Raw genomic sequence first — 23,310 nt, 5'->3', positions numbered from 1 at the left:
CTTATCCCCTGCCAGAGACGTTTGCAGCGATGCGTGTTCCGTCAAAGTGACTTATCAGCACCAAGCTATCCCCCGGCATTTCGGGTGCGGATCTCGCCCCCCGGCAAGCAAGTGCCAGCAAGAGCCCAGAGACCGCCACGCCGGAATAGCCCGTCTGGCAGGCCGGAGCTTCGATGTCAGCCAGTACCTCGATCGGAAGCCGATCTGCACAACGGCTGGCGACGACTGCGGCTTCTTCGGATCTCCAACGTTCGCCGTTCAGGTCGCACAGGACGCGCTGTGGCATCTCCGACCCGAACAGTACCGCTCTTGCCAAATTTGCAAGAACCAGCCCCATCAGCGTTGCGGGCTGGCGCGGATCGACCTCGTCTACCCCGCGCTGCAGCGCGGTGATCGCGTATCCGCGCTGGCCTTCTGTAGGGCCAAGATAAAGCGCCACGGCCGCCTCCGATGGCACAAGCCCGTGCGGCTGGTAGCTTGACAGCACGCGATCTGCAGCCGTCAAGCTATCAAGCAGCTCTGCTAAAAGATAGGTCTCGGCGACCAGAAGGATCTGAGGCGAGGAGCTGTCTTGGGCCGCAAACACCAGATCCAAGATAGTCGTTTGGTCAGCGAACGACAGCATTATCGCCTTGGTTGGCAATGACCAGCGCTCGGCCAGCCTTGCCCGCAGCGAATCACCATGCCGTCCCTGGTGCACCCAAGCTGGCAGGCACAGAGTAATGCCGACCATCCCGGTAGTGTCAAAACCCTTATCCGCAAGGTCAAGCAAGGCGACGGTGGCCAGCCGCGCTAGCCGCTCAAGCGGATTATGGATCTCGTGCAGCGGCCAGACGGGGGCAAGTGTCATGGGCAGGCCGTCCACCCCAATGGCCTTACGATCGCGATGCAGCCCTATCTTGCCCCCGTCCAAAGCTTCGATAGTTTTGTGCCAGTTTTCACCGACAGAGGTGATCGCGCCGATGCCAAGGATTTTGGTTGTCATGACATAACCAGCCCCGAGACTTGCGTCAGCAGTATAGTTGAAAGCGATACCTTTGCATCCTGACCCTGACACGGAACCGCAACATTCCAAACCATCGTTCCCCGGCGCTCAACAGCATCAACGGTCAGCGCGATGAGACGCATGCGGTTTGATGATGTTACATGGCCGATACGCGTCCGCACATCGGAGATGATCTGCGGAATCCTAAAGGTTAATGGTGGCCCTGAACTCGCGTTCCGGACATGCACCGCCTCGCCACCGCGAAGGTCAGCCCTCTGTCCGGGGGGGGCGGACTGGTGGAAGCTATTGTCAAAGTCGGTAGGGGGCAGGGGGTGGCGTGTGCTCGCCCACCTCTCGTCATAGGTGCCGGCCAACAGACGTCGGCTGCGCCAAGAATGGGCAATTGCACCAAAACCAGTTGGAAGGGGCGGTCCGGCCGCCTGCGCCGCAGTATGGGGCGCGTCGTCCAGCGGCGCCAGCGTCAGGTTGTCGCCGCGCCTCATTTTGCCGGGGTCGGCGCACCAGCCAACGCCAATTGGATTGTCGGGATGCGGCTCGGCTTCTGCCTTACCGAACAGACAATCGCGTCCGCCCGTCGCGTAACGCCAAGACAGGGGGGTTTCGGCAGCAGGGCCAAGATACTCGACCTTGTGGCCAAACCGGGTCCGAACAAGCCGGCGGCGTCCATGGCAATGGATGGTCCGCTCCAGATTTCCGACCGACAGGCTGACGGGGAAGCTGAGCAACGGGCTTGGCGTGTTCGGAGTGGCCGTGCCGCGAAGGAGGATGTCGCAGTGCGGGCGGAATGGGGCAAGGTCGCTGTCCTCCAACAACTCCTCACCGGATGCATCCACAACCGGCAGCAGGGCGACTTGTTGTTGCCGGGCTGCTAGCGCCGGTAGCGCGTTATGCGGCAAGTCCAGCGTTGCGCGCATGGCGACGACCCAGTGCTCGGCACCTTGGGCATCGCGGAGGAAGTATCCCGCCGTCTCGAAGGGCGTCTGGTTGACAATCTGCCACATGGCCCAGCCTTTCAGTTTAGGTCGATCCAAGCGGCGGACAAGGTGATATCCTTGTCAGCGGATTGTACGATCCTCATGCCTTCAAGCCGGATCGTTCCGTCCGCGAGCAGGTGAATCGCTGCCTGTCCGTTTCGGAAGGAAAGGCGCTGGCGGGGTTCGTCCCAACTGATCCGCTCAAGCAGGGCAGACAGCTTCTGCATCATCTCCGTGCTGTCGCCGGCGATAGATTGCAGGAACGAATTGCCGTCGAAATGCTGTGTCATTTGTCCCTCCGTGATGCGAGGCGTTCATAGCGGTCAATCTGTCTTTTGTCCAATTTGTTGGCGCATAGCGTCAAGAATAAGGCGATCAACGAAGGTGGAATGCATCGCAAGGCCCATCGCTTCCAGCGTCTCCGGGTAGGCGCTGAGCGACGAATAACCGACAACATCACGCCCGGCGCCAACAAAGAAACTGCGCGCCCCCATCCGGCGGCCTTCCTCCCAGTCCAGACGATCAAGATACAGCCCCTGCACGGCGTCGGGGGCAAAGCCCTGCATGCTGTTCTCATTCATCGGCTGGCGCCGGAACCGGACCTGTGGGGCCAGATTTTCCATCAGCAGATCCGACATCGCGGACGCGATGGTGCGCAGCGGTGCGTCCTCGGTCTTGGCGCCTTCCGGCACGGCTGCGCCGAAGATACCGATGGCGCTGTTGCCGCCTTCGTCGGCACCATCAAGCCATATCGCGGCAGACATGGGAGTCTCGGTAGCCGCATTCGCGCCAAAGTTTTTCCAGTGGGAGGGCAGTAGATAAGACAGTGTCGCGCCTGACGGCAGGCGAAACTGATGTTGCTCCAGTGCTTCGATGATGGCATCGGGGCTCTGCATTACGAAGTCCAGCGAGCCGATCATCGCGGCAAGCTTTGGCGCCTGCGTGTCAAAATCGTCAAGTGTCGTATCGGCGCGCACGACCAGCAAGTCCGCCCCGCGCCGCCAAACGCTGATCCGCGTGCGGCGGGCATAGCCGCTGTCATCCTCGCCGGTCATGACCTCGCCGAAATCGCGCTCGTCGCCAGAGACACCGTAATTCTTCGGCCCCCAGAGCCGCGCCAGCAGGCGGGCATAGTCGGCGGCGACGGCCACACGTTCGGGCACAATGCGGGCGCAATAGATCGTCACTTCAAGCCTGTCGCGATCTTCGGGTGCATAGCCCAGCCAGACGCGATCGAATCTCGTGAACATCCCCGCATCGTCAAAACCGGCCACCGGCTCCGGGCTCTCGAACCATTCCAGCCCATCCGGCAGCGCCGTGCGGAACTCCAGAGCTGGAAAATCCGGAAGCGCGAGGACGCGATCCGACACCGTGGCCCTGCTGCGCGTCAGCGCACCGGTTCCCGAACTGTCCTGCGCCATTCCAATTCTCCCGTTCAATATCATCATGCCTGCGGCGGAAACGGCCCATGCCAAAACGCGCCTTCGTTGCATCTTCATCAATCCCATAGCGCGTTCCACCCATCCTTGATCCTTGCCCAGGCCTTGTCGAGACCGGTCAGCCCTCCGCCGACTTTCACGCCGGCGCCCACACCAAGACCCAGCTTTGCACCCGCCTCGGCCCGCAACCTGCCATTCGTGTATCCCGCCTCGGCCTCGCCTTCGGCCTGTGCGCCGACCGCGCCGCTGACCTCACCGTTGATGACGATTCCGAAATCCCAGTCATCGCTCAGCGCGGTGGCGTCCTCGTCATACAGCCAGTTGTACAAAGAGACAGCGGCGCGGCTGATCCGTGTGGGCGTGATGCTGAATTCTCCGCCGACCTTGCCTTCCACCAGATTGGCCGACGCCCCCAATGTGCCGCCCAATGTCGCCTGTTCGGCAGTCAGAATCACCTCGCCTTTGGCTTCTGCTTCGGCCTTCAGGACCGCGCCCTCGGCTTCGGCGCTGATCAGGCCGTCATCTGCGGTCTCGATCTGTCCCTGCGCGACATAGGCCGAGGCTTGCGCATCAGCCGAGGCCTCCAGGCCTTCGCTGGACAGCGACCCCTTGTAGCCCGCATCGGCCTCGGCCCCCAAGACCTGGCCATCGCCTGAGAACAGCGAGTCGGCATCGCCAAAGCTGCCATCGGCCACCGAAACCTCGGCCTTTTCGGTCCGGTCAGAGACTTCTGCGATGGTGATGTCGGTGTCGAGCCACTTGCCGCGCCAGTCGTTGTCCACCTCGTGAGTGCCGTCGGGATTTCGCCTCGTATAGCCCGAGCTGACATATTCGCGAATGCCCCGGCGCCATTCCTCGTTCGTCCCGCCATCCTCGGTCTTGCGCTCTGCCTGACCGAACGTCCATTCTGGGCCTTCGTCACTGTCCTCCTGTGGCGCCGGAACAAGATGGTTCGCGCCGATACCTTGAAGATATGCGCTCAGGTCGCCGATCGCATGGGGATCAAAGGTGTCAGGGCCCTTGGCGCCGCCGACCGGTGACCAGGGGGCGGTCCCTGCCGGCTGTTCCGGCACCCGCCATGGCGGTCCCTTCCAAGGCTCGGGTGCCGGTGTCAGCCACTTGGTGAACAGGCGCGTGTCGCTGCGCAGCATGTTTTGCGCGGGCGGGCGGCCTTGGGGAAAATTGCCGGTTGCAGCCGTGAATGGCCATAGTGATGTCGCGCCGGTTCTGCGCACCTCGTCCCTGCCGTCTTCCGTGCCGCCCATATCCTTGCTCAGTTCTGCGATATCTTGTCGGCCTTAAGCCGGATATGCTTGCCTTGAATGACGATATCGCCCTCTTTCGACATGGTCAGCATCGAGTTTTCGCCCACCTTGATGGTCAGTTGGTCGCCAACGCGGATGTTATGAATTTTGCCGATGTCGGTATCGGCTCTGCCGCGCACGATCAAGCTGTGCGACTTGCCGACGCTGGTCTGGAACGTGTGACCGACCATGACCGACTTTGCAGCACCCACAATCTCGGATGATCCGACGCCAATGATTTCAGAGCGGTTCTTCTCGACGAAGAGCTGATAGTTCCCTTTTGCAAAGTTGAACGGATCGGGGATTTTCAGCTTTCCTAGGGCTCTCCCAACCTTATCAAAAATCAACTTTGACTTGCTGCGGAGCAGGTCCGACAAAGGGTTCTCGCCCACCGCGATGGACATATTGCCCGCGACAAGCTCATCGTGATCGCCGCCGACCTCAATCGACTTGTCGTTGCCGACAGACTCAGCCTGATTGCGGCCGACCTCCTTGGCACGGTCGTTGAGAACCTCGATATTCATGTCCTTCTGTGCATGGGCAAATATCTCTTCCTCACCCTGCTTATCCTCGAAACGCAATTCATTGAAACCACGCCCGGTACGATTACCGTCGTGGCTGTTGGTGCGGAATGTGCTCCGCGTCTTGTGCTTGGGAAGGTCATAGGGCACGTTATTCTTCCCGTTGAAGACGTTCCCCGAAACGAGCGGTTTGTCGGGATCGCCTTCGAGGAATTCGACAACGACCTCCATGCCGATGCGGGGGATGACCATGCCGCCCCAGCCATTGCCCGCCCAGTTCTGCGACACGCGGCAGCGCATCGAATGCGCGCCGTCCATATCCCAGTGGAACCGCACCAGGATGCGGCCGAATTCGTCGCAGTCGATCTCGCCCTCGCCCACCACCATCGCGGTCTGCGGGCCGTGGACCACCGGCACCGCCGTGCGGCGCGGCGGGGCCATCGGGGCCGTGTCGGGCATCAGCGTATAGCGCCCGGTAAAGGAGTATCCGTCGCTGCCCTGACCTCCCGAACCATACGCCTCAGACACGAAGCTGTGCACGGCGGACAGGCACAGATAGGCCTCACCGGTGCCCGGCACCCGGTCGCCGGACAGGGTCACCCGGCGGCCCGCGCGCAAGCTGACGCAATCGCCCACCGCCCGGTTCCGCCGGTCGGTGCCGCGCTCCTGTGCCGTGCGCAGCCCGGCCACGATCCGGCCCACATCCTGCGCGGGATAATCGCCGGGATAATCAAAGCTTTCAATCGCGCCTTGCGGATGCGCCGCATCGCCCAGCTTGTCGGCCTGCATCGCCTGATCGGGGCGTTTGAAATTATAGTCCGTCAGCCGGATCGCGCCGGTGGTCAGGTTGCGCTCGGGTGCCCAGTCCCAGAAATGCTCGCCCTCGGCCTGGTGGTGGCCGTCATAGCTTTTGAAGGGCCGCTCACCGAGCGTCTCATGCGCCAGCACGTCATCGGTCAAGACCAGCGTGTGGCTGCCCGGTGCATGGGTGAAGTGAAAGCTGATGCCGTGCCGCTCCATCTGGCGGCGGGCGAAGTCGAGGTCAGATTCACGATACTGCACGGTATATTCCAGCACCGGATAATCCTGCGACAGCTGGACCTGCAGCGCCGGATCGCCCAGCTGGGCATAGTCCGACAGCAGTTCCTGCAGGATCTGGATCACGGTCATGTTATGGAAGATCCGCTGATTGCGTCGGCGGCTTGCGAGCCAGAACCACGGTCGCAGGGTCAGGTCATAGCGATGCCCGTTTTCGCCGACACCCGCCCATCGGGCCTGCGTGACTATGCCGTCGAAAGACTGCGGTCCCTCGCGTCCTTCGATCTCGACCGTGGCATGGGTGCCGATGAGAGCATCGAAATCCAGATCATCACGGCTGGCCAGCGCCTCGACGCGATAGTCGAAAAGGTCATTGAGATGGTCCGCGCCGTCAAAGCGCAACAGCGACAGCGCATCGGCACCAAGATCGGTGCTCAGGCGGCCAAGGCGATCCGCCTGGCGGAGGGGGACGTTCATGGGAAGCCTCCGGAAGGAAAATGCTCAGACAAATAATGAGAATGACTATGGATGCCTCGAACGTAGATGCCAAGCTTCAAGTTTGCGACGATGGGCAGTCTGGCACACTGCCGCTGAACCGCAGGCGAGCGACGGCTACCGGGGTCTGTCGGAGATTATATCTGCCCTTTTCTGCCATTTTTGGAAGGGCGCAGCGACGTCCGCTCCGGCACCATTGCCAGCTATTGAGCGTAAGCGTCCGGTCATGCCGCGTGGTTTGAACGGTTCCACGGTAGGAGGTCTTTCACTCGGGTGATCTTGTAGTCTGGGATGCAGGCCAGCGTATCCGCGAGCCATCCCTGCGGGTCCACACCATTCAGCTTGGCGGTTTCGATCAGGGTGTATGCGATGGCGGCGGCGCGGCCTCCGGTCTGCGAGCCGACAAACAGGTAGTTCTTCCGTCCAATGGCCACGGATCGCATGGCGCGCTCAGCCGTGTTGTTATCGGGCATGCTGATATCGGCGCTCCTTAAACCTACTGCAGCTTTGACTTTGTCATGGTAGAGTTGCCGTGTCGGGACAGGGGCGTCGGAGTGCGAAGAAGCGGGCAGGCCGAATTGACTTTGAGCTGCGAGCTCGCGTTGTTATCTGGCCGCCCCTGCGACTATCCCGTCTGCGCTGCGAGCGCGTATCCGTAGATGTCGCACAGCCCGCGCACTCCCCCATCGACAACAGAGAGGATTTTGCATGCGGTCGATCGGAATGGATGTGCATCGAAGCTTTGCTCAGGTCGCGGTTTTTGATCGGGGCAAGGTCACGGCAGAATTCCGGGTGGAACTTGATTACGACGCAGTTGTGGCTTCGGGCAGAAGCTTCGAAAAGATGACGAAGTGATCCTGGAGGCGACCGGGAACACCTCGGCCATCGTAAGGTTGCTGACGCCGTTCGTGGCCAGGGTCGTGATCGCGAACCCGCTTTAGGTGAAGGCCATCGCCCACGCGGGCGTGAAGACCGACAAGGTAGACGCAAAGATACTGGCACAGCTTCATGCCGCCGGCTTCTTGCCAGAGGTCTGGGCCGCGGATGACGATACCCTAAACCTGCGTCGTCTCGTGTCAGAGCGCGCGGCGCTCGTTCGATCGGTGCGACGGGTGAAGAGCCGGGTTCAGGCCGTTCTCCACGCCAATCTCGTACCCAAATACTCGGGCCATCTGTTCGGCAAGGGCGGCCGGGACTGGCTCTCGACGGCCCCGTTGCCCAAGACAGAGCGGGACCTCCTCGCCCGTCATCTCGATGAACTGGACTGGCTGAACGGCAAGCTGGAAAAGCTGGATGGCACCATGGCGCAAATCTCGCTCGACGACGCTCGCACGCGTAAGCTGATGACGATCGCCGGCATCAGTTCCGTGGTTGCCACGGCGGTGATCGCCGCCATTGGCGACATCTCCCGGTTCTCGACGCCCGACAGGCTTGCGAGCTACTTTGGCTTGACCCCGCGGGTGCGCCAATCCGGCGATCGCGGAGCAATCCATGGCCGCATTTCGAAGCAGGGAAACGCGGTCGCCAGAACGATGCTGATCGAAGCCGCCTGGTCGGCCGCGTCGGTTCCGGGACCGTTGCGTGCCTTCTTTCTCCGGATCAAGGACCGCAAGGGCCTCAACGTCGCGGCGGTCGCCACTGCGCGCAAGATCGCAAATCTGATTTGGCAGTTATTGACCAAGGAGGCACCCTACAGATGGGCTCGGCCCGCCTTTGTCGCCATGAAGATGCGCAAGCTTGAACTGCGTGCAGGCGCAGCCAGAGCACATGGGCCAGCAGGTCCCGGCCGCGACTACTGGATCAAGGAAATCCGTCATCGAGAGCTGGAGCTTGTCGCACAGGCAGAGGCAGCCTGCGCGGCCATGGTCGCAGCCTGGAGAGACAGGCCACCAAAACCGCAAAAGGATTGAGAAAGGGGCTGTTCAACAACATCCGTGTCGAGTTCGAGGAAGCCGTGGTTGAGATAGGGCCGAAGCCGCTTCATACGCGTCAGGCCATATCGGATCGCCACGGCCAGCGGTGCCTTGCCGGAGATCGTCGGCAGTTGCTCGTGAAGCCAGCTCTCCAACCCGTCGACGATCGGCGCCGCCTTTGCCTGGCGGATCTCGACCCGCCGGTCCGGCGGTGATCCCCGCGCTTCCTTCTCGACCGCGTAGAGCTGCGCGATGCGCCGGATGGCCTCGTCTGCAATGGCTGACCCTTGGGCCCTGTGGACGTCGACGAACTTGCGCCGGACATGGGCCATGCAGGCGACCTCGTGGATGTCGCTGGACCGGTAGAGGTCTTCAAACCCGGAGTAGCCATCGGCATGCATCCAGCCCCGATAGCAGACCAGATGATCCTTCGGATGCTGTCCCTTCCGGTCAGGCGAGAACCTATACCAGCTGGCGGGCGGGGCATCGCCATTCCAGGGCCGCTCGTCGCGACCATAGGCCCAGAGACGCGCTGTCGCCGTCTTGCCGGTGCCGGGCGTCAGCATCTTCACCGGGGTGTCGTCCGCGAAGATCGCCTGTCCGGCCAGCACATGTCGGCCGATGGCATCTGCAAGCGGTTCCAACAGCGTCGTGGACTTACCGACCCAATCGGCCAGCGTCGAGCGGTCGAGATCGTGCCCCTCGCGCTCGAAGATCTGGCTCTGCCGGTAGAGCGGCAGATGATCGGCGTATTTGGAGACCAGGACGTGGGCCAGCAGACCGGGGCCGGGACGGCCGCGCTCGATCGGGCGGGATGGCAAAGAGGCTTGGGTAAAGGCTTCGCAGCCGGAACAGGCAATGCGTGGCCGAACAATCCGGTTCACGATGAACCGACCTGGCACATATGTGCCCTACTTCCCGACCGTGAACAGCATCGTCCGCTTCGCCCGCTCCCGCGGCATCCTCTGTCAGGGCCGCGGCTCGGCGGCGAACTCGGCGGTCTGTTACGTGCTGGGCATCACCTCCATCGATCCGGGCCGCAACGACCTCCTGTTCGAGCGCTTCATCAGCGAGGAGCGCCGCGAGCCGCCCGACATCGACGTGGATTTCGAGCACGAGCGCCGCGAGGAGGTCATCCAGTGGGTCTACAAGACCTATGGCCGCGGCCATGCGGCACTAACCGCCGTAGTGATCCGCTACCGCTCCAAGGGCGCGCTGCGCGATGTCGGCAAGGCCCTGGGGCTGCCCGAGGATCTAATCCGCGCCGTCTCCGGGCAGATCTGGTCCTGGGGCGAAGAGGGCATCACCGACGACCAACTTCGCGAACTGGGCCTGAACCCCGCCGACCGCCGGTTGCGGCTAGCGCTGGATCTGGCCTCGTAACTGCGCGGCGCGCCCCGGCATCTGTCCCAGCACCGGGGCGGGTTCGTGCTCACCCATGACTGCCTGGACAATCTGGTCCCCATCGAGCCTGCCGCCATGGCCGATCGGCAGATCATCGAGTGGGACAAGGACGACATCGATGCGCTGAAGTTCATGAAGGTCGATGTGCTGGCGCTGGGAGTGCTGACCTGCATGCGCCGGGGCTGGACCTGATCGCCGCGCACAAGGGCATCCGCTACGATCTGGCCACCATCCCGGCTGAGGATGCGATGCGTCATGGGCAAGATCCAAAGGTTCGGGTGATGAAGATGAAGAGATCAGGCGGGGGTCAGAAGGACAGCTCGGCACCCAGCAGAGCGGCGACCAGCATCGGACCGAAGAGGAAGAGCACCAGCCACAGCGCCGCACCGGCGACGATCAAAAAGCCGCCGGAGGCCATGGTGATCATCAGCGCCGGAAGCACGAAGAGCGCCGCGCCGAGGGCGAAGGCGGCCATGATCTTGGCGAACACGGCGGCGATGCCGGTGGCGATCAGCATGATGCCGATCCCCAGCCGGGGCAGGATGCCGACGTTGCAGGCGGCGATATAGATCCCGGCGGCCACGGCCCAGGCCAGGATCACCGGCAGCGCGACCCAATGCGGCAGCGGGGTCTCGCGCCCGAAGAGCCCGTTAAAGTCGTTGACAACGATGTCGAGGGAGAAGAGCGGCAGGGCGAGGATAGCCACTCCCACCGCTCCGATGACGACATCCTTGATGGTGGCGCGAAAGAACTTGGCCACCCGCCATCGCTGGCCGGTCGTGTCTTGCGACATGGGCGCCTCCCAAGGTAAATGATGATGTATGCTGCATCATGATATGCAGTATGCTTCACATACTTCAAGGGCAAAAAATTGGTGGTGCCAAAAGAAAAAGATGCATCCCCGGCGCCGATCGTCCGGGCATATGCCGAGACGCTGAAGCGCAAGCGGTTGCACGCGGGGCTGTCACAGACCCGGCTGGCGGAAAAGGCAGGGGTGAGCCTGCGCTATGTCGCGGCACTCGAGGCCGGCAGCTATCAGCCTACCATCACGGTGATGCTGGCAGTGGCGCAAGCGGTGGGGCTGACGCTGGCAGAAATGATGGAGAACGTTGAGGAGTCGATGAAGGCTGATCCCGCCGCAGGCGATCGCGCCTGAGATCAGGGCCCGGTCGTCGGCCTTCCGCAGGCTACTTTCCGGCCTTCGTCATTTCGAGCCATTGCACCAGCGCGCGGCGGATCATCTCCGGGCGGGTGGGCAGGTCCGGCTCGTCCCTCCGACGATCGTCGATGAGCAGGATAATGTCGTTAGGCAGCCGAACATTGATCGCGCTCGTATCGACAGATGGTCGCCCACGCTTATTTTCGGCCATAACGTCGATCTCACTTGATTTATGGTTTAATGGCGCTATATAATCAGGCATGGCAAGGGGCTGCAACCCCAAGTCCATGCCCTAATCGCAGCCATCCGTAGGAGATGACCATGACTGCTCACGCCAATACCAGCTTCACCGTCACGGCGGAAGCCGCCCTGCCCGCCTTCACCCACAGCCCGGTCTCGCTGGCCTTCGCGTCGATGTCGCGCGCGCTTGCGGATCATATCGAGGCGGAACGCGATCTTATCCATTCCGGCAGTTGGGACATCGCCTGCGATGCCTGGTTGCGCGACGCCGAGGCCGTCCGCGAGACGCTGCTCACCGCCCTGGACCAAATTACCGCCCTGCCCGTTCAGCGCGTCGAAGACAAACCCATGCGCGACATGGCGTCTGTCATTCGGGCACTGGTCGTGAGTGGCAATGCCCTCGAGGCGTTGCAGCTGGAGGTTCTCGCGGTGGACCATGGGCCGCTGCTGCGCTGTCATGACGATCATCTCCTCGCCGGCCGCGTGAACCTGTGGCTCCAGACCGCAGAGCAACAGCTGATCGCCCTGCGCGCCCTGCCGGACTATGCCGATACGATCGACGGCAGCTGCACCGAGGTCGGGATCGAACCGAACGATCCGGAGGACGTCTTCGAGGTCCCCGAGGACATCGACTTGCGCGAGTCCGACAACGCCGTCGACGTTGTCCTCGACGAGGCGTCGATGCCGCTCTGATCCGGACGGCGCCGGACCTGGACGCCGTCAGCAGCCTGCATCCTTCAACCGTCGCCGATTTGGGGGACCCACCCCGGGGTCGACCGACCCGTCGGGTGCGCCGTCCCCGGACGGTGGCGACGACCGGCGGACGCCGTCTCCGGCTGGCCGACGCCCGCCGACCATGCGGTGTTGAGGTCGTCGGGTCAGGCGCGCCTTTCAGTGAAGGCAACGGCTCCCGGGGGCCTGCTGCCCAAATCGGCAGACATCTTCGTCGGCTGCCATCGGCTCCCCTCGGCGGCCGTTCAGTCGCAGATCTGCCTCCGGCCGAGGTCAGCCTTTAGCACCATCGCCCAACCCGGAATGTACAAGCAACAGGCGCCCCAAACCACACCCTGCCCAGTTCACCCTGTCCAAGGGAAGGATATGCTATGCCCAAACCTCACCCGCTCGCCACGTCCTCAGCCAGGCAGCCCAACCCGTGCCTTGCCACGCCTCCGATCTCGACCGTGCCAGACAACCTCGGTGTCCTGCCGGTCTTCGCCGGTCCGATCCGCCCGCACTGGCAGGCCGCCGCCCGGGCCAAAGGCTTCGACATCGTGGCGCGGGTCCTTGACCGCTATCACCTTCGCCTGCGTTGCCAGACCTGTGGCGGCAACATGGTCTCCAAGCTCTACGTGGTGACCAGCAGCTGCCCGATCTGTCCGCACTGCCTGACGGCCCGCCGGCAGGCCACGGCCAATGCGGCGGGCGTCAACTTCCTCGGCCAAGATGCAGATCGCCCCGCCTACGGCTTCTTCCGCGCCGACTGCGGCCACACGCTCCGCCGCCAGTTCGAAATTGTAGAGCGCGCCGCCCGTGGCACCACCGGCCTGCGCTGCGAGATCTGCCTGATCCGGCGCGAGGAGGTCGAGGCCCGCCGCCTTGGCTGGCAGCGCGTCGGCAACGACACCGGGCGGTCCGGATACTATCGCCTATACCGGCACCGGTGCGGCCATGTGCAAAGCATCGCCCCGGTCAACATGGCGTGGGGTCAGTGCGACTGTGCCGGCTGCGGGCAAAGCTGGTCCTCCAGACCCAGCTTCATTTACCTCTTCGACATCCGCCTGCCCGCTGGCGCCGGTCAAGCGGCCCGCCACTATCTTAAGCTCGGCTACAGCGCCCACCCCGACAAGCGGCATCGCCATCAGCTGGGCCTGCCGCCCGGTGCAGAGGTCGAGGTGCTCCGCATCCTGCCCATGCCGACCGGCCACGCCGCCTGCGCCGCCGAGACCGCCGCCCATAGGCGCCTGACCCGTGCCCATCCCGGGGCGGTGGTCCCGGCGGACGAGTTCGCGGGGGTAATCAAGGTCACCCGCGAGATCTATCGCCCCGCCCTGCGCGCGGTGATCGAGGCCGAGATGGACAAGATCGAGGTCGGCGCAGACGCGGGTCGGTTGGGCAGCAGTGCCGCCGGCCCGAATGACACGATGGGCCAACAACCAGGGGAGGACAAAGACGACATGGCCGACGACCGTCGTCCAACGGCCCGCCGCACACGCCCCGACAGGGACGGCTCACGGCATGGCGCAGCCTGACCCACCCGCGCCAATGCCGCCAACCCCGAACCACCCCACATCACAGGAGGCCCGTCATGGCGCACCCGCTCCCTGATGACAGCACCACCGCCCTGCCCGACATCGCCACCGCGCTGGACGAGGCGGCGGTTCTTGCCGAGCTGCTCTGGCTCATCTTCCTGGCCGGCGAGGGTATGAGCAGCCGCGACGGCGGCGCCATCGCCCGGGCCGGCCTGATCGGCGTCGACCGGCTCACCACCCTGCAAAGCGCCCTGCGCCGGATTGAGGGGACCGGGCCCGGCTGATCGACCAGTCTTTCGACCTGTATGCAAATATTCAAAGGCATATTTGCATCTGTATTCATTTGCATATTTGAATACGGACGCCGCGCCAAAACCAGGGGCGTATGCAAATATGCTTCCGATAAGGATCTGGAGGTGATCCAAACCACCTCCGGCACCGTCGCCAAAACAAGGTCGCAGAAGCCCCCGTTTTAACCGAACGCCTAGTATATTTGCATATTTGCGCAAAGGCATATTTGAATACGCCCATTCCACAATGCGAGATCGCAAGCCGGACCGCGGGCGAGACGCGCCTCATATATGTCACTGATTATCAATTATATAATCTCGAACTATGGCGACAGCAGATCCAATCCATCCGCTCTTCAATCCTAATTCTGGCGGTCACCTTGCCCTCATCTCAGGAGCCTCACCCCAGCGCCCCTTTCCTTCATCACCCCATTTCAGACCTGATCCCTGTCGTATTCAAATATATATTTGCATACGGCCAGACAGGATAGATGGGCCGCCGCTCGGACCCGCTAAAACCCCTCGTCTCTCCCTGTTCAACATCCGCTCACCCCTGGGAACGCGATCTGCCCGCCGGTCCCTTCCGACCTCATCACCCTCCCCTACCCTCGTTCCGGACCGGCCCACCGGCCCGAATCCAAGGAGTCCGCGCCATGACCAACCCCACCCGCATCTTCGCCTCCTCCGTCATCACCTCCCCCGGCCTGTCGGTCAACGCAGTCACCCGGCGCCTCACGCGGCATCGGGAGCTGCTGCGCATCCGCGCCTCGGCCCGGACCGAGGAGAGTGACATGTCCTTTTCGCTAAGCGCCGACGACATTGGCATGCTGCGCGAACTCGATGCCTGCCTCGACATGGGTGATGACGTGGTCACGGACATGGCGGATGATATGGACCCGACCAGCCCGCAGATGCGCGCGGCGCTCTTCCATCACCACAGGCACAGCGCGCTCGAACGCCAGCTCGGCCATCTGCGCCCCACTGACCGCCCGCTGATCGAAGCAGCCATCAGCAAGGGCGAGGCCCTGGGCATCGTCACCCAGCATCGGATGCACGAGCGGATCGCGGCGCTGCATGCCGAGGCCCCTTGGATGGCCCCTGCGGCGGCGGCGGTGATGGAGGTCATGACGCGGGCCACCGCCCGTGGCCCGGCCCCGTTCCGGACGCCGCCGATGATCCTGCTGGGCGGCCCGGGCATCGGCAAGTCCCGATGGGCCCGCAGTCTGGCCAAGGCCTTCGATGTGCCGATGATCGATATCGACATCGGCAGCGCCAATGGCGCGACCTTCGCCCTGGCCGGGGTGGAGCGGGGCTACGGCAATGCCGCACCGGGCCGCGTCGTCCGCTCGATCCTCGGCAGCCATGTGGTCAACCCGCTGGTGATCATCGACGAGCTGGACAAGGTCCCCGAGACCGCTCTGACGACCCGGGGCAGCCTGCCGGGCATGGGCGAGGTCATCAAGAGCATGATCGAGCCCAGCACCGCCCGCGCCTGGACCTGCCCCTACTATCAGCTCCCCTTCGATCTGCGCCGGGTCAGCTGGATCATGACCACCAACAGCCTCGATCGCGTCCCCGCCCCGCTCATCGACCGCTGCCAGGTCATCCGCCTGCCCGACCCCACGCCCGCTGATCTGGAGGTCGCCGCCAGCCGGATGATCGGCGAGCGGACTAAGGATCCCGACCTGCGTCAGGTGCTGGAGGCCTTGGTGGGCGAGACCCTCCGGCAGCGCCGGAAGACCGGTCGCCGCACCTCGCTCCGGCAGTTGGAGAGAATGGTCGCGCGGCTGGAAGCGGCCGGGACGGCGCCCCAGCTGATGTGAGGAAAGGGCATTGGGCGGTGGCGCCAAGACTTAGGAATTGACGATGCCACGCCCAACACGGCGCCGGCCAGCGTTATCCGCACGTCGGAGCGAAGCCGCCGCCAGGCCCACTTCAGACCCCGTCGGAGTTCCCCCCGGTGAGGGCAGCCCACATAGGTCCGAGCCGCCGGCAGGGCCATTGGCCGCTCCGTCGGCACATCCGTTTCCCGGCTTTGACGGGCGTCTTTTCTTAATGGGTTCGAAGGGAAAGAATTTCCCTCGCAAGGTTCAATGTGGGGAAAAACGCAGTTTGTCCCTACATTGAGGAACCTTGCTCCGCTGAGTATCGCATTCCCACGGCCCCGCGCCCCTCCAAAAAACCGAGATCCCCATATTTGATCCTGACCATCTCGACGGAACGCATTCTTGAACCCGATGACCCGCTCGACCGCGTGGTCCGACCCGTCCGGGCCAGATGCTTCATTCAGCCGACCCGCACCTTCGAATTACCAGGGCTCGTGACCGTGGGCAGCCAGGCCGGAATTGCCTGGTCGGTCTGATACCAGCGGGGCGTTCCTGCCAGTCTTGTCCGGCCAGCCTTGGCCAGCCAGCCCTCTTCCATCGTGGCATCGGCATGACGATCGATCATGACGGACCCATCGACAGATCGTCGTCATCCGGCGTTGGCTCGGCCACCTGATCCCAGACGATGGCAGTCTCATCGGCGATGATATCAGCCATTTCCGCGTCGCGCCCCTCAAGCGGAAAGCCCTCCTTGATCGCAACACGGGTGGCAGCGCGCAGGAAGGTCTCGTCGCCACGGACGTTGAGGCCGGACCAGCCCTTGGCACGGGCCTGGGCGATGACTAGGCGGACGGTATCCTCGGTGGCCGCGCAAATCTCGATCCTGAATTCATGGTCAAGGACCGTGCTGCCATCCGCCAGCTGGAACCTGCGCCGTGTCGCATCTACCCGGCTGAGCTTCGGGCGGAGATCGGCGGGAAGCGTGTCCGGACCATAGATCCCGTCCCATGCCCGCGTCTCGGTGCTGTCGAACAGGTCCTCGGGCGCCACGCGATCATCGCCAGCCTCCTGTGGGTCGGGTTCCCCCGGTATCGACGGAAAGGCCTCGCCATACCCCGGGGCGGCGCGGTCAGGTTGGACAAGCTTGCCGACCTCGTCCTGCACGACGGCGTCCATGGCATCGTTGCGCCCGGCGATCTCGATGCCCTGCGCGACGGCATAGCGGGCGGCCTCGCGCAGAAACTCCTCGTCGCCCCGGACCGAGATGCGCGACCAGCCCTTGGCCGTGGCCTGCGCGAACATCAGCCGTAGCGTATCATGGGTTCGCTCGCGGACGGTCAGGCGGGCGCCCGTGTCCCGAATGGACGAGCCATCCTGAAGCCAGACGGTCCGCGTACGACCATCGACATAGCGCAGCTTTCCGGCAAGCTCGTCGGAAATGACGCCCCGATGATAAAGGTCCTGCCAGATTAACCGTCGAATCCGGGTGCGCATTGCCTCCTGCGGATCGTCGGCAACCTTTTCGTCAGCGTGCGAAGATGCGGATTCAAATGGCCCTCCCGACAGGTCATCAGGCGGTGCGATCAACGCCTTTGGCGCCAGTGGTGGTGATGGCGGCCGCGCCGGTTTCCGCCAGGCACAAACCAGTCCGTCCATCTCTGCCTCGGTCGACGCTCCGTCCGATATCACGGTGTCGTCCGTGATCTCAGCCGCAGGGTCCATTACGTCGTCGTCGGGCCAGCCCAGACGGATCTGGTGATGCCGCGCCCGCGCCGTCCGAAGCCGGGCAAGCTGAGCCTCGGCTCCGCTCATGTCCCGCCGCGCGGGCGGCAGACCGCCATCCTTATAGCCGCACTCCGTTAGCCACTCGAGGGAGGTGAAGCGGATATCGAACAGATCGCCACGCAGACGGATGGGCTTGCCATAGGTGAAGGGTCCCATCTGGGAGGACGTGCGGCGCAGAGACGGGCAGACCGAAATATAGTCCTTGCCAATCCGGTTGATCCGATAGTCCTGACCCTGCAGCCATGCGATGGCGTCATCGCGACAGGCAACGAGACCGTAATCAACGGCAGAGCCAATGTCGAACGAAATACTCTCGGCATCCTCGTATTCGCGTCCGCCTTCGATATTGCGACGTGGGTTCGCCAGCACGTTGTCCGGCAGCTTCAGATCCCGATGATGGGATTGGTCGAGGGGATCGTCCCATCCCTGCCGCGCATTCCAGCTGTCGCGAAACGCCGACCAGAGGTCATTGCCGTTCGATCCGGGCGGCTTGGGATTAATAGCCTTGACCCGCCCTGCCCCATCCGAGACCGCCCGCGCAAAAAGGAAGTTGAGTTCCAGCCTGCCCTTGTCGGTATGAGCAACCCAAAGCACCTCGGGTCGATAGTCCTGCGGAATTCCTGCGAAGGCCGTGTCTTCGAAGTCCTGCATGATGTCATCGCATACGCCACGGACCGCAAGATCCCCCTCCTCAAAAGCGTCGATCGCGATGTCGCCCTTCGCAAAGGCGATCACGCCCGACGCATAGCGATGTTTGAAGGTGAGGTTAGCGCAAAGCTGACGCAGACGCTTCTCGTCACCCGACAGCCGGACGGGCGGGCGGGCACGCCGGACCGGCTTTCTCTCTCCTGTATGATCAACCGGCTTCAGAACGATATCGGCGAGCAGATACCTGACCGCGCCTCTGGCATCGGTGTCCGGCTTCGTGATCCCGGCCTTCAGGTTCCGTGCGCCGGTATGGGGCAGGAATTTGACGAGCATCAGACGAGTGTCCGTAGATATGGCAGCGGATCGAAACTGGCCTTCGAGAGGTCCTCCAGTTCGCGTTGAATGCCGGCGATTCCAGTAAGCAACTTCTCAGTATCTGCAGCGCCCCGAAACCGGTTGGCATGCCGGGTCAACTGGTTGAGGTTGGTTCCGATCCGAGACAGCTCGAGAGCCAAGGCACGGTTCGCAGCGCGATCAACCCCGGGTGTTATGTCGGCGTCATTGATGAGGCCACGAAGAAAAGCACTGCTGCTGAGGCCCACGGCTTTCGCCTTACGCTCCAAATCCGCCTTTTCCTCGAACGTTAGTCTGAACTCAAAGGTTTTGGTGGCCGCTTCGGTCCTGCGGCCAGTCTTCCGGGTCGAAGTGGGTCTCGGCATGGGAAAGCTCCTGTTCCGCCTCCAGCATCGTTATCTGAATGTAAAAACCTAGGAAAAACTTTCAGCCCCGGCGACCTTCGGCACGCCATTGCAACGGCTAAGACGTGCTGAAATTGGGTGAAGAGAGGAAGCAATGGCGGAAGACCGTCTGACGGCGCTGCTCCATCAGCTTGAAGAGGACAATCACTCTGTCCGAGGCCAAGCGGGCACCCCTATCGTCGTGAAGGGCGGACAGCTGTCGCTCGCTGCAGGAGCCCACAGGCTTCGGCCACAAATGAAAAGCTGACATTGAACTTTATACACAGCGGAAGTACGCTTGAGAAACCTTGTTGCTATTGCAGGCCATATATTGTTGCTATTGCAGGCCATATACTGGCCGCGAAATTGCACTTCACACTCCAGCGGGGAACCGGATGGCGAAAAGCACGTTGGATAAGCTTTTACCAATTGCAAGAATTCCAGACGAAAATCGCGGCGAATGGCTGGAAAGCGCAAACCAGAGCGTCGAAATTCTCAAGGATAGCCTGAAAGCCGACGAGATCGTAATCTACGCATCCGGTCCGCACATGCTGATTCATTCGGTATTGACCCCCAATGAGCTACTAGACCCACGAAAGAAAAAATCCACGCACCGCGCCGGACCGAAGGTATGGCTGGCGGCAATCCTGACGGTCGGGGCGCTCTTAGCATTCGGTGACGACAATCCCGCATTTTTTCGATTGTTCCTAGAAGTTGTCAGTTAGTTTGTCCTGGATCAGCCGATCGCGCAGATGCTGGGGGGCGGTGCCCGCGTAATCGACGTGGACGGCAAGCGGATCCGTCTGCACGGCATCGACGCTCTGGAAAGTGGGCAGACCTGCCGGCGTCGGTCGAGGATCTGGGAGTGCGGCGTCGAGGCTACCAGAGCCCTTGAGCGGCTGATCGGCATATCCGCGGTCACATGCAAGAAACGGGCAACCGATCGATACGGGCTGATGGTCGCTATCTGCGATGCCGGAGGTCGCAACCTGAACGCTCGGATGGTGCGGCAGGGATATGCCGTGGCCTATTTTGAAGATGGTGGGCGGGCCTATGCCGCCGACGAGGCAATCGCCCGTGCAAGCCACGCTGGCATCTGGTCGGGCCGGTTTGTCACCCCGGCGGACTGGCGAAAGGGACGTCGGTTGGTCTCACCAGCTCTCATACCGCAGCGCGATCGGTGGATCGGCCCCACCCACCACCTGCATTCTCTGACGGTGACTTTGCCAAAGACCTGTGTGTCATGGCGACATACTTGCCAGGCTCAGATTGTAATTGGACGGTCTCCCCTGTCGTGCCGCGTCGGTGATATTCAAGACCATTCAACGCCCGACATTGACACAAAGACCCTCGGGCACACTGATGGCACCAATGTCGACGCAAAATCCCGGACGGAACAATCTGTGACCCTGCACACGCCCGATGGCCGCTATATCGTCGTCCGCGGACGGTTGTGGCGCGCCACCGACCCGGACCTGCCAGAGGCAGAGCAGAAGCGCCTCACCCGTGAACTGATGGATGCCCGACGGGCGGTGAAGGCCGCGCGTTCGGCTCACGATGGCACGGCAGAGGATGCTGCCCATCGCGCCGTCGATCGCGCAAAACAGGCGCTGGGCGAACGCGGCCCGGTCTGGTGGAGCGACGGCGCGCCGGACATGAACCGGAAGATGGCGCGGAACACGCCCTACGCGGAATGGTTCTGCGCGCAGACAGAGGGCGACGAACAGCCGGGATCCTGAACCCGAACGGCAACCTTTCATCGAACAAAGGCATTTGGTCAGCCGGGCGAGTTAACATCGATAGCGCCGCGCCGGTCTGCGGCAGCTCAATCCTTGTATTCTTCCACCGGTGCGGCTGGCTTGGCGTAGAGGATCCATTCTCATCGGTGCCAGACGTTGCCCATTGCCCGCCACGAGACTGATTCTGAGGCAGCACTACGAATGTGCTGTCGGAATGTGCTGTCGGATCATCCGCCGACTCCACCGGTTGAGTCTGACACGAAAACGTGATTTCGATCGGCCCTCGCGGGACCGGATCTGAGAACCGCACTCCCACAACCCGTCTGAGGGTAGGTCGAGACAATTGTTCGAACTTCCGTATCGGCCTCGCATTAAAGCGATAATTCGAGGCCGAAGTTACTGTTTCTTATCAGATTATTTCGGATAGGTGGTGGGGCCATGTCGTCCTAACGGTGATTCTCATCATGGCCCCTCTCAAATATCCCCTGCGTTCCCGCGTCGCGCAGAGCGGCCATTGTGCCAATGATCGTGCGCGTGAGGCGCCGTTCGAACTCCCGCCCCCTTCCAGCCTCGTCCGAGAGCACTGTATTCCCAAGCTTGATCTGAGGCAGGGTGCGTCCCCACCTCGACTGGACCCCCGCCTGATCGATCTGCTGCAGCGCGTGGCACATGCGGCGGCTCGGGCCGACCACCGGGCCGAGTTAAAGTCAACGAAGAGATGAGGTAAGCGATGCCCCCAGCCCCTGCCCTGCGCGCGGTGATTTACGCCCGCTTTTCGACCGACCTGCAGCGCGATGCCTCGATCGAAGACCAGATCCGCACGTGCCGGGACTATGCGGCGCGACAGGGGCTGGAAGTGGTCGAGATCTACTCCGATCGGGCGATATCGGGAGCTAGCCTGATGCGTTCGGGCGTCCAGAAGCTGATGCGCGACGCCCAGGGCGGTGGCTTTGACGTCATCATCTCCGAAGCACTGGACCGCCTCAGCCGCAATCAGGCCGATATCGCGGCGCTCTATCAGCAGTTCCAGTTTCAGGGGGTAATGATCGAGACGATCTCCGAGGGCCAGATCAGCGAGTTGCAGGTGGGGCTTGGCGGGTTGATGTCGGCGATGTTTCTCAAGGAGCTGGCCAAGAAGACCCATCGGGGGCTCAAGGGCCGGGCGCTGGCGGGCAAGTCCGCAGGAGGTCTCACCTATGGCTATGACGTGGTGCAGCAGTTCGACGCCCAAGGCGAACGGATCCGCGGGGATCGGACAATCAACGAGATCGAGGCCAATGTCGTGCGCCAGATCTTTCGCGACTACGCGAAGGGCGTCTCGCCGGGCAAGATTGCCGAGGCCCTGAACATCGAGAAGGTCCCGAGCCCATCGGGCGGTCCGTGGGGCTCTTCAACGATCCATGGCAACCGTGACCGGGGCACCGGCATCCTGAACAACGAGCTTTATATCGGGCGGCAGATCTGGAACCGGCTGCGCTACTTGAAAGACCCCGCCACCGGCAAGCGCATCTCGCGGCTGAACCCGGAAACGAAGTGGGTCATCACCGAGGCGCTCGCACTGCAGATAACCAACGACGCGCTCTGGCAGGCCGTCCGCGATCGCCAGGGGGCGCAGAAGGTCAAATCCACCGACGTCCCGATCTGGGACCGGCGTCGCCCGAAGTTCCTGTTCTCGAGCCTGATGGCCTGCGGAGCCTGCGGGTCCTGTTTTTCGAAGGTGAATCAGGACAGCTTCGGCTGCTCGGCTGCGCGCAAGAAGGGCGCGGCGATCTGCACAAACATGACGATCATCCAGCGGGCCGACCTGGAGGGCCGCGTGCTGGAGGCGCTGGAACATCACCTGATGGACGAAGAGGCGGTGCGAGTCTTCTGCGAGGCCTATGTTGCCGAGCGCAATCGCCTCGAAGGCTCGAAGGAGGCGAACCGCGGGCAGCTTGAAAAGGACCTGCGCAAGGCCGTGGTCGAGCACAAGACCTTGGTAGAGGCCATCATTGCCGGTGTGCCCCCCGAGCAGGTCAAGGACCGACTGGATGCGGCCTTCCGGCGCAAGACCGAGCTGGAGGCGCAGCTCTCCACGGCCCCTGCCCCGGAGCCGCTGCGGTTTCACCCAAGCATGTCGCAAACCTACCGAACGCGGGTGCGCCAGCTGATCCGGGGTCTTGGTGATGCCGAGGACCAAGAAGAGGCGAAGGAGGCTCTTCGGGCGCTGGTGGAGAAGATCGAGCTGGTGCCGGTTCAGGATGCCGACGGTAAACCGGCGCTGTCCGTCCACCTGCACGGAGCGCTGGCAGGACTGCTGCGCCTGGCGACGGGCCGTCCGGTTGCGGTCGCCAGCTCTGGCCATAACCGTATGCCCAAACGCCAAAGACCCGCGATTGCGGGTTCGGGCGGTGATGATGATGGTGGCGAATTAGTATTGGTTGCGGGGATAGGATTTGAACCTATGACCTTCAGGTTATGAGCCTGACGAGCTACCGGGCTGCTCTACCCCGCGCCATTGTTGTCCTGATCGGTTTTTTTCATCGTTTCAGAGAGATATATGC

General features: G+C 62.7%; 21 protein-coding genes, 1 tRNA gene and 2 pseudogenes. 10 read left to right on the top strand and 14 right to left on the bottom strand.

What is annotated here, in order from left to right; genetic code table 11:
* Nucleotide 1: 1 nt before the first annotated feature.
* The 7 genes from ACJJVR_RS04630 to ACJJVR_RS04600 all read right to left on the bottom strand — a co-directional run bounded on the left by ACJJVR_RS04630 (nt 2) and on the right by ACJJVR_RS04600 (nt 7,349).
* Nucleotides 2-985, bottom strand: a complete 984-nt coding sequence (locus tag ACJJVR_RS04630) for a hypothetical protein (protein ID WP_405402616.1) — start codon at nt 983-985, stop codon at nt 2-4.
* Entirely contained in the window at nt 982-2,007 is a 1,026-nt protein-coding gene (locus ACJJVR_RS04625) for a DUF2169 domain-containing protein (RefSeq protein ID WP_405402615.1), read from the bottom strand. The genes ACJJVR_RS04630 and ACJJVR_RS04625 overlap by 4 nt, the downstream gene beginning before the upstream one ends.
* A gap of 11 nt (nt 2,008-2,018) precedes the next feature.
* Nucleotides 2,019-2,270 carry a hypothetical protein gene (locus tag ACJJVR_RS04620; protein WP_405402614.1) on the bottom strand — a complete coding sequence of 84 codons (252 nt, stop codon included), beginning with the start codon at nt 2,268-2,270 and terminating at the stop codon, nt 2,019-2,021.
* A gap of 33 nt (nt 2,271-2,303) precedes the next feature.
* Nucleotides 2,304-3,488 (bottom strand): hypothetical protein, encoded by a 1,185-nt coding sequence (locus ACJJVR_RS04615; protein WP_405402613.1) that lies wholly within the window; start codon nt 3,486-3,488, stop codon nt 2,304-2,306.
* Nucleotides 3,479-4,570 carry a hypothetical protein gene (locus tag ACJJVR_RS04610; RefSeq protein ID WP_405402612.1) on the bottom strand — a complete coding sequence of 364 codons (1,092 nt, stop codon included), beginning with the start codon at nt 4,568-4,570 and terminating at the stop codon, nt 3,479-3,481. Before ACJJVR_RS04610 ends, ACJJVR_RS04615 begins: the two co-directional genes overlap by 10 nt.
* Nucleotides 4,571-4,692: 122 nt before the next feature.
* Nucleotides 4,693-6,759: a type VI secretion system Vgr family protein gene (locus tag ACJJVR_RS04605; RefSeq protein WP_405402611.1), complete on the bottom strand. Its 2,067-nt coding sequence runs from the start codon at nt 6,757-6,759 to the stop codon at nt 4,693-4,695.
* A gap of 242 nt (nt 6,760-7,001) precedes the next feature.
* Nucleotides 7,002-7,349, bottom strand: a complete 348-nt coding sequence (locus tag ACJJVR_RS04600) for a transposase domain-containing protein (protein ID WP_405402669.1) — start codon at nt 7,347-7,349, stop codon at nt 7,002-7,004.
* 151 nt (nt 7,350-7,500) lie between these two features.
* Here ACJJVR_RS04600 and ACJJVR_RS04595 point away from each other — a divergent pair.
* Nucleotides 7,501-8,687, top strand: a pseudogene (locus ACJJVR_RS04595) (IS110 family transposase).
* Here the strand turns inward: ACJJVR_RS04595 and tnpC are convergent.
* Nucleotides 8,591-9,574: an IS66 family transposase gene (gene tnpC, locus ACJJVR_RS04590; protein ID WP_405402610.1), complete on the bottom strand. Its 984-nt coding sequence runs from the start codon at nt 9,572-9,574 to the stop codon at nt 8,591-8,593. The pseudogene ACJJVR_RS04595 and the gene tnpC sit on opposite strands and share 97 nt — an antisense overlap.
* Nucleotides 9,575-9,593: 19 nt before the next feature.
* Here tnpC and dnaE2 point away from each other — a divergent pair.
* Nucleotides 9,594-10,342: pseudogene (gene dnaE2 / locus ACJJVR_RS04585) on the top strand (error-prone DNA polymerase); the annotation flags it as partial.
* Between the two features lie 59 nt (nt 10,343-10,401).
* Here dnaE2 and ACJJVR_RS04580 read toward each other — a convergent pair.
* Nucleotides 10,402-10,887, bottom strand: coding sequence for a hypothetical protein (locus tag ACJJVR_RS04580; RefSeq protein ID WP_405402670.1), 486 nt, complete (start codon nt 10,885-10,887; stop codon nt 10,402-10,404).
* An 84-nt stretch (nt 10,888-10,971) separates the two neighbouring features.
* Between ACJJVR_RS04580 and ACJJVR_RS04575 the strand changes: the two genes are divergently transcribed.
* Nucleotides 10,972-11,250, top strand: a complete 279-nt coding sequence (locus ACJJVR_RS04575) for a helix-turn-helix transcriptional regulator (protein WP_405402609.1) — start codon at nt 10,972-10,974, stop codon at nt 11,248-11,250.
* A 31-nt stretch (nt 11,251-11,281) separates the two neighbouring features.
* On the opposite strand, the gene ACJJVR_RS04570 is transcribed toward ACJJVR_RS04575, so the two are convergent.
* Complete coding sequence (locus ACJJVR_RS04570; RefSeq protein ID WP_405402608.1) at nt 11,282-11,515, bottom strand: hypothetical protein; 234 nt, start codon at nt 11,513-11,515, stop codon at nt 11,282-11,284.
* A gap of 59 nt (nt 11,516-11,574) precedes the next feature.
* On the opposite strand from ACJJVR_RS04570, the gene ACJJVR_RS04565 reads away from it, so the two are divergent.
* From ACJJVR_RS04565 to ACJJVR_RS04550, 4 genes are all read left to right on the top strand, one after another.
* On the top strand, nt 11,575-12,186 hold the full coding sequence (locus ACJJVR_RS04565; protein ID WP_405402606.1) for a hypothetical protein: 612 nt from the start codon (nt 11,575-11,577) through the stop codon (nt 12,184-12,186).
* A 410-nt stretch (nt 12,187-12,596) separates the two neighbouring features.
* Nucleotides 12,597-13,742 carry a hypothetical protein gene (locus tag ACJJVR_RS04560; protein WP_405402604.1) on the top strand — a complete coding sequence of 382 codons (1,146 nt, stop codon included), beginning with the start codon at nt 12,597-12,599 and terminating at the stop codon, nt 13,740-13,742.
* A 56-nt stretch (nt 13,743-13,798) separates the two neighbouring features.
* Entirely contained in the window at nt 13,799-14,026 is a 228-nt protein-coding gene (locus tag ACJJVR_RS04555; protein WP_405402603.1) for a hypothetical protein, read from the top strand.
* Between the two features lie 659 nt (nt 14,027-14,685).
* Nucleotides 14,686-15,855, top strand: coding sequence for an AAA family ATPase (locus tag ACJJVR_RS04550; protein ID WP_405402602.1), 1,170 nt, complete (start codon nt 14,686-14,688; stop codon nt 15,853-15,855).
* Nucleotides 15,856-16,318: 463 nt separating this feature from the next.
* Here ACJJVR_RS04550 and ACJJVR_RS04545 read toward each other — a convergent pair whose 3' ends face one another.
* From ACJJVR_RS04545 to ACJJVR_RS04535, 3 genes are read right to left on the bottom strand one after another with little or no spacing between them, the layout of a single operon-like run.
* A complete protein-coding gene (locus ACJJVR_RS04545; protein WP_405402601.1) occupies nt 16,319-16,483 on the bottom strand; it encodes a hypothetical protein in 165 nt (54 codons plus the stop codon).
* Nucleotides 16,480-18,624, bottom strand: a complete 2,145-nt coding sequence (locus ACJJVR_RS04540) for an LPD7 domain-containing protein (RefSeq protein WP_405402600.1) — start codon at nt 18,622-18,624, stop codon at nt 16,480-16,482. Before ACJJVR_RS04540 ends, ACJJVR_RS04545 begins: the two co-directional genes overlap by 4 nt.
* On the bottom strand, nt 18,624-19,010 hold the full coding sequence (locus ACJJVR_RS04535; protein ID WP_405402599.1) for a plasmid mobilization protein: 387 nt from the start codon (nt 19,008-19,010) through the stop codon (nt 18,624-18,626). Before ACJJVR_RS04535 ends, ACJJVR_RS04540 begins: the two co-directional genes overlap by 1 nt.
* 413 nt (nt 19,011-19,423) lie before the next feature.
* Here ACJJVR_RS04535 and ACJJVR_RS04530 point away from each other — a divergent pair, with 413 nt between their 5' ends.
* The 3 genes from ACJJVR_RS04530 to ACJJVR_RS04520 all read left to right on the top strand — a co-directional run bounded on the left by ACJJVR_RS04530 (nt 19,424) and on the right by ACJJVR_RS04520 (nt 23,228).
* Nucleotides 19,424-19,753, top strand: coding sequence for a hypothetical protein (locus ACJJVR_RS04530; protein ID WP_405402598.1), 330 nt, complete (start codon nt 19,424-19,426; stop codon nt 19,751-19,753).
* A 27-nt stretch (nt 19,754-19,780) separates the two neighbouring features.
* Nucleotides 19,781-20,767, top strand: coding sequence for a thermonuclease family protein (locus ACJJVR_RS04525; RefSeq protein WP_405402595.1), 987 nt, complete (start codon nt 19,781-19,783; stop codon nt 20,765-20,767).
* A 730-nt stretch (nt 20,768-21,497) separates the two neighbouring features.
* A complete protein-coding gene (locus tag ACJJVR_RS04520) occupies nt 21,498-23,228 on the top strand; it encodes a recombinase family protein (protein ID WP_405402667.1) in 1,731 nt (576 codons plus the stop codon).
* On the opposite strand, the gene ACJJVR_RS04515 is transcribed toward ACJJVR_RS04520, so the two are convergent.
* Nucleotides 23,185-23,261: transfer RNA gene (locus ACJJVR_RS04515), tRNA-Met, on the bottom strand. The genes ACJJVR_RS04520 and ACJJVR_RS04515 overlap by 44 nt on opposite strands.
* Nucleotides 23,262-23,310 lie beyond the last annotated feature (49 nt).

The organism is Paracoccus sp. Ld10 (genome assembly GCF_045064235.1).
Lineage (GTDB): Bacteria > Pseudomonadota > Alphaproteobacteria > Rhodobacterales > Rhodobacteraceae > Paracoccus.
The sequence above is the reverse complement of the archived record's forward strand: the minus strand, read 5'-3'. Positions and strand labels throughout refer to the sequence as shown.